This is a genomic window from Staphylococcus sp. SM3655, assembly GCF_016917315.1.
GTDB lineage: Bacteria > Bacillota > Bacilli > Staphylococcales > Staphylococcaceae > Staphylococcus > Staphylococcus aureus.
The window spans coordinates 2059914-2073198 of sequence record NZ_CP070305.1 but is presented as its reverse complement, the minus strand read 5'-3'; the positions used below and the strand labels follow the sequence as shown (position 1 = coordinate 2073198).

General features: G+C 32.5%; 10 protein-coding genes. 1 reads left to right on the top strand and 9 read right to left on the bottom strand.

Annotated elements, in window-relative coordinates; translation table 11 throughout:
* Window positions 1-95 precede the first annotated feature (95 nt).
* Window positions 96-572, top strand: a complete 477-nt coding sequence (locus JQN76_RS10145; RefSeq protein WP_000448079.1) for a glutathione peroxidase — start codon at window positions 96-98, stop codon at window positions 570-572.
* Window positions 573-793: 221 nt separating this feature from the next.
* On the opposite strand, the gene hfq is transcribed toward JQN76_RS10145, so the two are convergent.
* From hfq to mutS, 9 genes are all read right to left on the bottom strand, one after another.
* A complete protein-coding gene (hfq, locus tag JQN76_RS10140; protein ID WP_000561358.1) occupies window positions 794-1027 on the bottom strand; it encodes an RNA chaperone Hfq in 234 nt (77 codons plus the stop codon).
* A gap of 14 nt (window positions 1028-1041) precedes the next feature.
* Window positions 1042-1977, bottom strand: coding sequence for a tRNA (adenosine(37)-N6)-dimethylallyltransferase MiaA (miaA, locus tag JQN76_RS10135; protein WP_001548613.1), 936 nt, complete (start codon window positions 1975-1977; stop codon window positions 1042-1044).
* A 17-nt stretch (window positions 1978-1994) separates the two neighbouring features.
* Complete coding sequence (locus tag JQN76_RS10130) at window positions 1995-2909, bottom strand: alpha/beta fold hydrolase (RefSeq protein ID WP_000136950.1); 915 nt, start codon at window positions 2907-2909, stop codon at window positions 1995-1997.
* Between the two features lie 149 nt (window positions 2910-3058).
* Entirely contained in the window at window positions 3059-4732 is a 1674-nt protein-coding gene (locus JQN76_RS10125) for a glycerol-3-phosphate dehydrogenase/oxidase (protein WP_001218596.1), read from the bottom strand.
* A 157-nt stretch (window positions 4733-4889) separates the two neighbouring features.
* Window positions 4890-6386, bottom strand: a complete 1497-nt coding sequence (glpK, locus tag JQN76_RS10120; RefSeq protein ID WP_000417369.1) for a glycerol kinase GlpK — start codon at window positions 6384-6386, stop codon at window positions 4890-4892.
* Window positions 6387-6514: 128 nt separating this feature from the next.
* Window positions 6515-7333, bottom strand: a complete 819-nt coding sequence (locus JQN76_RS10115; protein ID WP_001103743.1) for an MIP/aquaporin family protein — start codon at window positions 7331-7333, stop codon at window positions 6515-6517.
* A 474-nt stretch (window positions 7334-7807) separates the two neighbouring features.
* Window positions 7808-8350 (bottom strand): glycerol-3-phosphate responsive antiterminator, encoded by a 543-nt coding sequence (locus JQN76_RS10110; protein WP_001077635.1) that lies wholly within the window; start codon window positions 8348-8350, stop codon window positions 7808-7810.
* A gap of 5 nt (window positions 8351-8355) precedes the next feature.
* On the bottom strand, window positions 8356-10365 hold the full coding sequence (gene mutL, locus JQN76_RS10105) for a DNA mismatch repair endonuclease MutL (protein WP_000516264.1): 2010 nt from the start codon (window positions 10363-10365) through the stop codon (window positions 8356-8358).
* 12 nt (window positions 10366-10377) lie between these two features.
* Entirely contained in the window at window positions 10378-12996 is a 2619-nt protein-coding gene (gene mutS, locus JQN76_RS10100) for a DNA mismatch repair protein MutS (protein WP_000073352.1), read from the bottom strand.
* Between the last annotated feature and the right edge of the window lie 289 nt (window positions 12997-13285).

Here is a 13285-nt window from a genome sequence, read left to right as displayed (position 1 = left end):
ATAAAATCCTACTCAAAGTATTCTATCATAGAGTTTTAGTAAAGACTATTACACGATTTTGTGGTACATTTTAAGTAAATCGAAAGGATGATACAATGGAGACAATTTATGATTTTGTAGTAGAAACAAATAAAGGTGTTACTTACAAATTAGATGCATATAAGGGTGACGTTATGCTAATTGTTAATACAGCTAGCGAATGTGGCTTTACTTCACAATTTGAAGGTTTGCAATCATTATACGAGAAATACAAAGATCAAGGGTTTGTAATTCTAGGTTTCCCTTGTAATCAATTTGGTGGCCAAGAACCTGGTTCAGGCGAAGAAGCAGCTCAAAACTGTAAATTAAACTATGGTGTTACCTTCCCTATGCATCAAAAAATAGACGTAAAAGGGGAACATCAATTACCTTTATTTAGATATTTGACTGCGGCACAACACGGATTCTTTAATGAGAAAATCAAATGGAATTTCACTAAGTTTTTAGTGGATCGCGAAGGTAACGTTGTTAAACGAATTGCACCTCAAAAAAAACCTGTTCAAATCGAAAGAGAAATAGAAAAATTATTATAAAATATACTAGCTCATAGCAAATAAAACGCTTCATATAAAGTCGTATCATATATTGACTCGACCTTTATATGAAGCGTTTTTATTACAAACATTCCTCTATTGTATCTTGTCATTTGAACATCATTTAATTGATGTCACATATGACTTTATTTCTATATCTATTTATCATACTTCAAACGTTATGTACACGAGTCATTAAATCGTGCCCATATGATTACAACTTATTCTTCACTTTCAGTAGATGCTTGACCTTCAGTTTCTACTGTATAAGTGCTGATCGCATGTTTGTAAATCAAGTGTTGTTTGCCTTGAGAATTTAAGCTTACGACATACTTGTCGTATTCTTCAATAACACCTTTCATTTGGAAACCGTTTAGAAAGAATACAGTTACTTCAGTTTGGTTTGCTTTAAAATTCTCTAGTGCTTTGTCTTGGATGTTTTCGTTTGCAATCATCTGTCGGACTCCTTTTACTTAATCTGGGTTGTAATCTCATCTAACATCATTTGAAGTGACATATTTTCTTTATCTAACCAATGAACACTCATTTTATTCTTGAACCATGTCATTTGTCGTTTTGCATATTGGCGTGAATGTTGCTTTAAATCATTGACAGCATCTTCATAAATCATTTGTCCGTTAATCACAGGTATTAATTCTTTATATCCAATAGCTTGCATACTTTGGCAAGATTCATAGCCTTGTTCAACAAGTTGTTGCACTTCTCTAAATAATCCGTGATCCAACATAATATCAACACGTTTATTTATTCTTGAATATAATGTTTTACGCGACATTTCAATCCCTAATAATAATGTATCATAATTTTCAGTAAATTGTTGCACTTTCTTGCGATTACTCAAAAGTTTTTTTGTTTTTAAATAATATTCAATAGCGCGCAACACTCTTTGGCGGTTGTTAGGGTGAATATTTTCTGCAGAAACCGCATCAAATTGAGCTAAATAATCGTGTAGTTGCTGATTATCTAAATGTTCTAATGCAGATAACTTTTGTTTAACTATGGATAATTGTGCAGGTGTAACTGTTTCATCTTCTAATTCATAATTATATATTAATGATTGAATATATAAGCCTGTTCCACCTGCTATGATTGGAACTTTACCTCTATTCGTTATATCAGTAATTAAATCTTCTGCTAATCGCTTGAATTCATATGCTGAAAATGTATCATCAGGATTCAAGATATCAATTAAATGATGTGGAATACCATCCATTTCTTCAGGTGTTACTTTTGCAGTTCCAATATTCATATGTTTGTAAACTTGCATAGAATCACCGCTTATGATTTCACCATTGATACGCTTCGCGAGTTCTATGCTAAGCTCTGTTTTACCTGAAGCAGTTGGCCCCACAATTACTACAATAAAAGGCTTATTTTTATTCATATTTAATTCCACTTTCTTTATTTTTTATAAAATTGATTCAACCATTTAAACAAGTCTTCCCAAATTTTGTCATGATCTTTTTCAAATAACACTTCATGACGTTTATGATGATAAAGATTCACTTTAACATTTTTAATGCCAGCTTTTCTATATATATTCGCCAATTTTAAAATCCCTTTACCATAATCACCTAAAGGATCGTCATATCCTGAAACTAATAATATAGGCATGGCATGATTTAACATTTTCATATTTTTTAATTGTGATGTATGTAGCATATAATAGGCTGTTTGATATAATAATTGATTTGACACATTAAATCCACTATATGGATCTTTAATAAAGTTATCTACTTCAATTGGATTACTAGAAATCCAATCACTTTGTGTACGTAATGGACGTATTTTTTTATTAAAACTATTTGATACTAACTGGTTAACCCATTCAACTCGTTTCTCAGCACCATAAATTTTTGTAATCAGTTGTAACACTTTAACGGTTGGTAAACCTTTCCATAATGAATACATACCAGTACCACTTAAAATTAGACCATCAACATATTGCGGATATGTTTCTACAAACAATCTAGCTATAACGGATCCCATTGAATGTCCGATTATAATGTATGGTTTATCAACATTGCCTCTCACTGTTTGCGCTACTTCAAAGGCATCACCGATAACTCGTTTCATATCATCGTAATGCCCTCTTGTTGATTCATCAATATTAATACCATGTCCTCGATGATTATGACGTATCACATCGAAGCCATGCTTTGAAAGTGCATGTGCTAATTTATCGTAACGTTCCATATGTTCAGCCATACCATGAAATATATGAATAATTCCTTTTGAATCTACATCTGTAAAATTCACTTTAACTTCAATATTCGTATTATCTTGTACAGTTAATTTAAATTGTTTTTCAGTCATCATCTCACACCTTTAATAACAACGCTTTTATATTCGCTTTTATTATTATCATACATTTAGTGATGCATAGTTTCAATTGACTAATGTATCTCGTATAAAAAAACTGATGCCCTTAAAACAGGACACCAGTTTATGATTGTACAAATTAATTATTCTTTAACTGCTGGTTGATTATTTCCATGTTGCGCTTCTTTAATTGCTTGCTCAACTTCTTCAGTATATGCTTCAATTTGAGCTGGAGAGTAATCAAGCATATCTGCCATAATATCGATGACAGCATCTTTATAATCTAATACATCTTTAATATTGAAATACATTTTACCAGAACGACGAACTAAGAAATCGTTAGGTTTGTATACCATTTCTTGTTGAATACTATAAACAAGTTCTACATAAATTTCTAATGGTAACTTGCTATCATGGTATTGAGATGTTTGCGCAATGTTGAACAATTCATCAACATTTGAACCATATTTAGATGCTAAACGTCTTGCAACATCTTCATCAATGCCGAATCCTTTAGCTACATCTACTTTTTGCTCTACAAACGCATCAAAGTTCTTGCTACCACCTACATCGCCACCTGAAATTGCCAGACCTTTTGTATTACATGGACTAAATGTTAAACCGTAGTCTTTTTTCAAGCGTTTAGATACTAAATCAACAATGTCTTGAGCCATGTGACGATAGCCTGTTAATTTACCACCTGCAATAGTTAATAAACCTGATTTACCTTCCCAAATTTCATCCTTACGAGAGATTTCAGAAGGGTCTTTGCCTTCTTCGTAAATTAATGGTCTAATTCCTGCCCATGTTGATTCAATATCTTCATCTGTAACATTAACACTAGGGAACATGTAATTAATCGCATCGATTAAATAGTCTCTGTCTTCTTGTGTAGTTAATGGTGAAGATTTGATATTGTCATAGAATGTATCTGTAGTACCTACATACGCTTTTCCTTCACGTGGAATTGCAAAAATCATTCTTCCATCTTTTTCAGTATCAAAGTATACTGCTTGACCTAATGGGAATTTTGATTGATCAATAACAACATGTACACCTTTAGTTAAACGTAATTTTTTATTATTGCGTGCATAATCACCACTTCTAACATCATCAACCCATGGACCTGCTGCATTAACCACTTTTTTAGCCTTAATTGTATAATTTTCATTAGTTAATTTATCTATAACTTTAACACCATTTACTTGTTGATTTTTATCATAAGTGAAGTGTTCAGATTTAGTATAGTTGATAATTTCTGCGCCTTTTTCAGCAGCACGCTTCATAACTTCAATAGTTAAACGCGCATCGTCAGTACGATATTCAACATAGTAACCGCCGCCTTTTAGACCTTCTTTTTTAACTAATGGTTCTTTAGCTAAAGTTTCTTTTTTAGATAACATTTTTTTACGTTCAGACTTCTTAACACCTGCTAAACGATCATACATTCCTAAACCAATTGATGTTGAGAATTTACCAAATGTTCCACCTTTATGCATTGGTAAAAGCATCCACTCTGGAGTCGTAACATGAGGCCCATTTTCATAAACAATCGCACGTTCTTTACCAGTTTCGGCAACTACTCCAATTTGGAATTGTTTTAAGTAACGCAAACCACCATGGACTAATTTTGTAGATCTTGAGCTTGTTCCTTGTGCAAAGTCTTGCATTTCAACTAATGCAACTTTCATTCCTCTTTCACTCGCGTCTAGTGCAATACCTGCACCTGTAATACCGCCACCAATAATTACTAAATCATATTCATCATTTCTTAAATTCTTTTTAATATGTTCTCTCTTAAAAGTAGACAATGCCATTCCAAAACGCCTCCTAAAAAATGTAAAAACGAGAGACTTGTCCCACATAAACAATCCTTCAATTGTACATGTTCGAACAAATCTCTCGCTTCTCGATTCAAATATTAACTTAAATTGATTGTATCACAATGTTTATACAAAAGTCTAATCTACAAGTTTATTCTGTTTTAAAAACTTGTGTTGCTTCAACAGCTTTTTTCCAACCTCTATATAATTTTTCTCTTTCGCCTTCATCCATTTTCGGATCGAATTTTTCTTCTAATTTCCAGTTTTTAGCGATATCATCTTTACTCTCCCAGAATCCAACTGCTAAACCTGCTAAAAATGCAGCACCTAAAGCTGTAGTTTCTTGAATTTCAGGTCTTTCAACAGAAGTATTAACAATGTCTGCTTGGAACTGCATAATAAAGTTATTTTTAACTGCACCACCATCGACACGTAAACTTTGGACATCAATACCAGAGTCTTTTGACATTGCTTCCATAACGTCACGAGTTTGGTAACATAGTGATTCTAAAGTTGCACGGATAAAGTGCTCTTTTTCAGTTCCACGTGTTAAACCGAAAATCGCACCACGTGCTTCAGAATCCCAATATGGTGTTCCTAAACCTACAAAAGCTGGAACAACATAAACACCCTCAGTAGAGTCAACTCGTGTCGCATAACTTTCTGATTGTGGTGCTGAATTAATCATTCTTAATCCATCACGTAACCATTGGATTGCTGAACCCGAAACAAAGATGGAACCTTCAAGCGCATAATTTACTTTTCCATCAATACCATAAGCAATTGTTGTTAATAAACCACTTTCAGATTTAACCGCTTTGTCACCTGTATTCATTAACATGAAGCCACCAGTTCCATATGTGTTTTTCACGTCACCACGTTCGAAGCAAGCTTGTCCAAATAATGCTGCTTGTTGATCACCAGCTACTCCAGCGATTGGTACTTCTTGACCATAGAAGTGGTAATCAATTGTCTTACCATATACTTCACTCGAAGCTTTAACTTCTGGCAACATATTTTTAGGTACTGTAAGTAGTTCTAATAACTCATCGTCCCATTCTAAATCATGGATATTAAACATTAATGTACGACTCGCATTTGAATAATCAGTAATATGCGCAGCTTTTCCTGATAATTTCCATACTAACCAAGTATCAATCGTTCCAAATAATAGATCGCCATTTTCTGCTTTTTCTCGTGCACCTTCAACATTGTCTAGAATCCATTTAACTTTTGTACCTGCAAAATACGGATCTAAAAGTAATCCTGTCTTATCTCTAAATGTTTGTTCATATCCTTGTTGTTTTAACTCTGAACAAATTGATTGTGTTTGACGTGATTGCCAAACAATTGCGTGATAAATTGGGCGGCCAGTATGTTTGTCCCAAACAACCGTTGTTTCACGTTGGTTTGTAATACCGATTCCTGCAATTTGATCAGCTCTAACATCATTTTCATTAATTACTTCCGTCATTACAGCTAACACAGATGTCCAAATTTCATTTGCATCATGTTCAACCCAACCTGATTGTGGAAAATATTGCTTAAACTCACGTTGTGCTACCCCTGCAATTTCCCCTTTTTGATTGAATAAAATCGCTCTTGAGCTTGTTGTTCCTTGGTCTATAGATAAAATATATTTTTCCATTAGTAGTATCTCCTTTATTAAAAAATAATCGCTAACCCATTGTACAAAATCTGTTAAATTTTGGCGAAAAAATAGCATAATCCATGAATCAAACATGTTAAATTATGCTATTTACGTTTCTTTTTATTTTAGTAAATTGATTCGATATCACCTTTTTTTGATGATTTATTTAAAATGTAACCTAAAATCAAAGTAATAATAACTACAACAATTGCAATTGCACAACCAATATTAAATGTATGTTTATAAAATACAGCGTATACCACTGCACCTAATAAACCACCGGCAATTGGTCCTAAGATAGGAACGATTGCATATGACCAATTTGAACCACCTTTACCAGCTATTGGTAAAATCGCATGTGCAATTCTCGGACCTAAATCACGTGCTGGGTTGATTGCATAACCAGTAGCACCGCCTAAACTTAATCCGATTGCAACAATTAATGCTCCGACAATTAAAGGATTTAAACCATCGGCAATTTTGTTTACACCGATAAATAAAATACCTAAAGTTAATGCCATTGTTCCGATAATCTCACTTAAAAAGTTGGCAAAGTAATTCTTAATAGCCGGTGCTGTAGAGAAAACACCTAATTTCGCGCCAGCTTCTTCTGTCGCTTTCCAATGTGGCAAGTACATTAACCATACAATTGTTGCTCCGACAATTGCACCTAACATTTGAGCAACAATATAACCAGGAACTAATGACCAATCAAAACTTCCGTCTAATGCAAGAGCTAAAGACACCGCTGGGTTTAAATGTGCACCTGAGAATTGACCGACAGCAAACACACCCATTGTAACCGCTAATCCCCATCCAGCTGTGATGACAATCCAATCAGCACCATTCGCAGCACTTCTCTTTAAATTGACATTGGCACAAACGCCACCACCAAAAAGGATTAAGATTGCAGTTCCTAGGAATTCTGCTAAATATACATTCATATTAAATGTCCTCCCAAAAAGACAAAGAGATTCCTACACTAGCAGTTTGGCTCGTAGAAATCTCCCGTCTCTATTCTATGTATTAACTTTTATTATATTTGTTATGATACTATCGATATGAAAGCGTTGTCAATGGTTTTTGTAAAAATTTTGTCAAATTTAATTTTTCAAGTCTTTATAAAAGTAGTTTAATTTGAAAACTAGAAATATCAATCCGCACTAATTTATTTATGACGCCATTATGTTTAATTGACATTCTTCAGCCATATTTTTTATGACTAGTTGCATTTTTTACTAATAAACACCTCTAAAACTTTAATGATTTTAATCGTTTTAGAGGTGCTAATTATGTTATTTAATTATTCTTTGTATGATACCTTAAATACCTTATTACATATCCCATATGAAAACGGCTTTTTTAATATGTTATATGACTAAATCTCGTGAAAAATGAAATTTTTGCAGACTTATGATTTACCAAAGTTTATCATAACTAGTTGTTACATATTTCGCTCCATTTTTAACAGCTTCATTGACTTCATCTATTGTATTAATTAGGCCACCTGCAATGACTTGTGTGTTTGTTTCTTTCTGAATATGATGAATCGCTTTACTCGCAACACCTGGAAGTACTTCAACAAAATCAGGTTCAACTTTTTTTATCAAATCTATACTGCGTTTCAATGCTTGACTATCAATAATAAATACTCTAAAAATCGTTAAAGTATTTAATGATTTAGCTTTTTTTATTACTTTAGATTTAGTCGATACGATACCTTTTGGCTTGTATTGCTGAATAATAAATTCACTTGCAAATTCATCGTGGCTTAAACCTTTTATCAAATCTATATGAATAAAACACTCTATATGATTTTGCTTCAGCAATTCCATAATACTTTTTATATGTCCTATATGCATATCTAGAAGCACACACATTTTATAATCTGTTTTAATCAGTTTCTCTAAATCTTTAATGTTTCTTATGGCAGGCAATATGTTGTTATTCACTTGATTCATCCTCTCTACATCACACGCTTAAATAATTTTTCTAATTCGTATTTTGAAAAATTAATGATAATTGGACGACCATGTGGACATGTAAATGGATCTTCCGCTTCTCTTAATTGATCAATTAAATCAGACATTTCATGTTTTTGTAAATAATGATTCGCTTTAATAGATTTTTTACATGACATCATGATTGCTACATCTTCACGTAATTTTTTGATATCTACTTTTTTCTCTTCCAAAATTAGCTCAATCATATCTTTAATAATTTCTTCTACTTCATCTTTAGGGAACCAAACTGGATAGCTACTTACAATATAATCATGACCACCAAAATGTTCTAACATGATACCTACTTGTTGAAGCTCATTTTTATATTGATCAATGACTAATTGTTCATCTTTTGAAAAATGAAATGTTAACGGGATTAATAAATCTTGTACTTCATTGGTAACTTCACCTATTTTATCTCGAAAATATTCATATTTTATTCTTTCTTGAGCTGCATGCTGGTCAATCATGTACATGCCAAATTCATTTTGAGCAATAATATACGTTCCATGTACTTGGCCAACAATTTCCATATATGGAATTCTTCGTTTAGGGTCTTTACTTTTTGTTCCTTTAATATCGTTTACATCATAATAATCATCAGACGCTTTATTCTCATAATTTTGCACAGATGTATCGTCATTCGAATCAAATGTTTGATCCATTTCTTGTAGAATTTCTTGTTGCTTTTTGAAGTAGTCTTCATCTTTTTCACGTGTATTATTATAACCGGAAGATTCATCATCAGCTATTAAACTTTCAGACGTTTTCGTTACGAATGGATTATATGAATCTTCTCTTATAACTATTTCATCGTTTTGATTTTCTACCATAAATGGCTTACTGTTACTTTCTTCAGATGAAAACGTCTTCTCTTGATTATTCTCTGTGTTTTGTCTTTGTTCAAATTCGATTTTTTGTTGTTCGAATGAATGTAACACTTTATTTTTTTTCGGCACATAATCCAAGTTATTTTTAGGAATTAATATACGGTCTTTAAATGCTTCTTGTATTTTGCTCACAATCAATTGGTATAGTTGCTCTTCTTTTGATAAACGCACTTCTAGTTTTGTTGGATGAACATTTACGTCTACTAAGATTGGATCCATTTCAATATTAATATAACAAATCGGGAACCTACCTATTGTTAAGAGTGTATGATAGCCTTCTAAAATCGCTTTATTTAGCATAAAGTTTTTAATGTATCGTCCATTAATAAAAATAGAAATATAGTGCTTATTACTTCTAGAATGTTCAGGCTTTGCAACAAAACCTTCAATGTGATAATCACTTGTATCTCCAGATATATGTACTAAATCTCGTGCAACTTTCATCCCATAAATCTCTGCCATCACTTCATTAGTTCGTCCTGAACCATTTGTACTTAACATTGTTTTGCCATCTGAAATGAGTGCTATTCGAATGTCCGGATGGCTCATTGCCATTCTGTTGACAATATCTGTTATTTTACCTAGTTCAGTGTATAAACTTTTAATATATTTTAAACGTGCTGGTGTATTATAAAATAATGATTCTACAAGTATATCTGTTCCTTTTTTCGCTTTTGCAGGCTTATGATTTAATATTTCACCATTTTCTACATATATTTCATTTCCATTAGCATTATCCGTGCAAGTCTTCAATGTTACTTTAGCAACTGATGAAATACTGGCTAGTGCTTCACCACGGAATCCTAATGTCCTAATATGAAATAAATCTTCATCTTGATCTAATTTACTAGTCGCATGTCTATGAAATACTAATCCTAAGTCTTCCGCTTCAATTCCGCTTCCATTATCGACTACGCGAATAGATTGGACGCCAGATTCCTCTACTTCAATGCTTATTTCTGTAGCGCCTGCATCTATAGCATTTTCCAACAGTTCTTTCACAACAGAACTCGGTCTTTCAACTACTTCACCTGCTGCGATTTTATTTGCTAATGAGGTTTGGAGTTCTTTAATTTTCCCCATTTTGCAACACCTCTATTTTAATTGATTTTGTAATTCACTTAACTTCACCAATGCCTCAATTGGTGTCATATTAGATAAATTCAAATTTTTAATTTGTAGTTCAATCTCGCTTTCTTGATCATTTTCAAACAAATCAAATGATGCTTGTTCAAAGTCTTTTTGAGATAAAGTATCAGTTGTTTCTTCAACACTTAAGTTTAAATTTTCTTGATTAATTTCAGGTTCATTTTCGACCATTTTTAAATTTGATATCGATGATTTTTTACCAGCAGACGCTTCAAACTCGCTTAGGATCACTTGTGCTCTGCTAATAACTTTTTCAGGTAAATCAGCTAATTTCGCAACTTGAATACCATAACTATCGTCAACTGCACCATCTTTGACTTTATGCAAGAATATAAGTTCACCTTTATATTCATTAGCAGCGACGTGAACATTTTTTAGACTTGGTAATGCTTGATCTAATGTTGTCAATTCATGATAATGTGTTGAAAATAACGTTTTAGCATGCGATGTTTCAGCTACATACTCTATCATTGCCTGCGCTAAAGCTAAACCGTCATACGTTGAAGTACCACGTCCAATTTCATCGAAAATAATCAAACTATCCTCTGTTGCATAAGTTAATGCCTTTTGTGCTTCTAGCATTTCTACCATAAACGTACTCTTACCTGAAACCAAATCATCTGCCGCACCTATTCTAGTGAATATTTGATCAAATATAGGTAACACTGCCTCTTTACAAGGGACATAAGCTCCCATTTGGGCCATTATACTAATTATGGCAACTTGTCTCATATATGTCGATTTACCAGACATATTCGGACCTGTAATTAAATATATAAATGTTTCATTATCTAATCGACAATTATTAGGCACATAGTCATTATAATCCATTACTCTTTCCACTACTGGGTGCCTAGATTCCACTAATTCTAATGTTTTATTTTCACTAAATGAAGGCCTAGTGTAATTATATTTTTGAGCAATTTCTGCAAAGCTCTGTAAACAATCTAGCTCTGAAATAATTTTAGCTTGTTGTTGTAAACGTTCAGTATATTTTTTAACTTCTTCACGTAGCTGAACAAATAATTGATATTCTAATTCGATGGCTTTGTCTTCCGCACCTAAAATGATATCTTCTTTTTCTTTAAGTTCATCAGTTATAAAACGTTCAGCATTCGATAACGTTTGCTTCCTCATATAACCAAATTCACTTGGTTCAAAATTTTGCAAGTTGGCACGTGTTATTTCTATAAAATAACCAAACACTTTATTAAAGCTTATTTTCAATGATTTTATTCCTGTACGTTGTCTTTCTTTGGCTTGTAATTCTGCTAACCATGTTTTTCCGTTTTTTGAAGCTTCAAGATATTCATCTAATTGCGTATTAAAACCAACTTTGAATAGTCCGCCATCTTTAACTGAAATTGGTGGTTCTTCTACTAAACTCTGTTCTAATATATCAAGTAAATCATCAAGGGGTTCTAGTTGATTAACTTGTACAAGCGTATTCTGATTCATAGAATTTAGTAATGCTTTAATATTCGGTATTTCAGAAATGGAATGTTTAAGTTGAATTAAATCTCTCGCATTAACATTTCCGTAACTAACACGCCCAACAAGACGTTCAATATCATACACTTGATTAAGATATGTTCTTAAGGTGTCTCTTTCTATGAAATGAGCACTAAATTCATCAACGATATCTAATCGTGCTTCAATTTGTTCTTTACTTATTAGTGGTCTATCTATCCATTGTTTTAAGCGGCGTGCTCCCATTGGTGTTTTCGTTTCGTCCATTAGCCAAAGTAGCGTTCCTTTTTTTGATTTTAATCGAATGCTTTCCGTTAACTCAAGGTTTCTCTTAGCATAAAAATCCATTTTCATATAATCTATAGCTGCATATTGAACAACATCCTCGATATGCGATAAATCACGTTTTTGTGTATGATGAATATAATCTAGCAATAATTGTGTCGCTTGATACATTAATTTATGTTCAGTTTGATTCACACTATAGATTTCTGATGATAACGTTTCCCTGACTGTTATTGTTTCTGTCACCATATTAATTTGTCTTTTTAAATTATCGGAAATATTGTCATTGATAACAACTTCGTTAGGGTTTATCGTCGTAATTTCATTTAATAAAGTCGCTTCATCATTAAAATGTGTAACCTTTAATTCGCCAGTAGAAACATCACAGTAACTAAGCGCAATTTCAGGTTGATTCATAACAAAACTTAAAATATAGTTATTTTGTTTATCATCTACACCACCTTGCTCCATCACAGTTCCTGGAGTCACAATTCTTACTACCTCACGTCTAACCATACCTTTCGTTTGTTTCGGATCTTCCATCTGTTCACAAATAGCTACTTTATATCCATTATTAACAAGTGTATCTATATAACTATCTGCAGAATGATACGGAACACCACACATCGGAATTGGATTTTCTTTTTTAGCATCTCTTTTAGTCAAAGTAATTTCAAGTACACGTGATGCCTCCTTGGCATCTTCATAAAACATTTCATAGAAATCACCTAGTCTAAAAAATAATAAGCAATCTTGGTATTCTGATTTTATTTTTAAATATTGCTGCATCATTGGTGTAACATTAGACATATTATTTCTTCACAACCCTTGTCTCTTTTTAAAATTTGTCTTTACAATATATTCGTTTGTAAGCTTTTTAATTATTAATTATTTAACTTATACATTTTAACATACTTACTTTTACAAACCTATTCATACCATATAATCACGAAGCATCTTAAATGTATAAGAAAACGCCTCAAACCTAATAAAATGTGTCAATAGCATGTTTAGAATTAAATTAAAATTCTAACATTCAAGACATTTAATTAAGTAAGGGCGTTCAATATTAAAATGAACAATGACTCTGTTTGAAATC

Bases quoted from the DNA above. Each gene is read 5' to 3' on its own strand.
- JQN76_RS10145 (WP_000448079.1), top strand. From the start codon at position 96: ATGGAGACAATTTATGATTTTGTAGTAGAAACAAATAAAGGTGTTACT.
- hfq (WP_000561358.1), bottom strand. From the start codon at position 1,027: ATGATTGCAAACGAAAACATCCAAGACAAAGCACTAGAGAATTTTAAA.
- miaA (WP_001548613.1), bottom strand. From the start codon at position 1,977: ATGAATAAAAATAAGCCTTTTATTGTAGTAATTGTGGGGCCAACTGCT.
- JQN76_RS10130 (WP_000136950.1), bottom strand. From the start codon at position 2,909: ATGACTGAAAAACAATTTAAATTAACTGTACAAGATAATACGAATATT.
- JQN76_RS10125 (WP_001218596.1), bottom strand. From the start codon at position 4,732: ATGGCATTGTCTACTTTTAAGAGAGAACATATTAAAAAGAATTTAAGA.
- glpK (WP_000417369.1), bottom strand. From the start codon at position 6,386: ATGGAAAAATATATTTTATCTATAGACCAAGGAACAACAAGCTCAAGA.
- JQN76_RS10115 (WP_001103743.1), bottom strand. From the start codon at position 7,333: ATGAATGTATATTTAGCAGAATTCCTAGGAACTGCAATCTTAATCCTT.
- JQN76_RS10110 (WP_001077635.1), bottom strand. From the start codon at position 8,350: ATGAATCAAGTGAATAACAACATATTGCCTGCCATAAGAAACATTAAA.
- mutL (WP_000516264.1), bottom strand. From the start codon at position 10,365: ATGGGGAAAATTAAAGAACTCCAAACCTCATTAGCAAATAAAATCGCA.
- mutS (WP_000073352.1), bottom strand. From the start codon at position 12,996: ATGTCTAATGTTACACCAATGATGCAGCAATATTTAAAAATAAAATCA.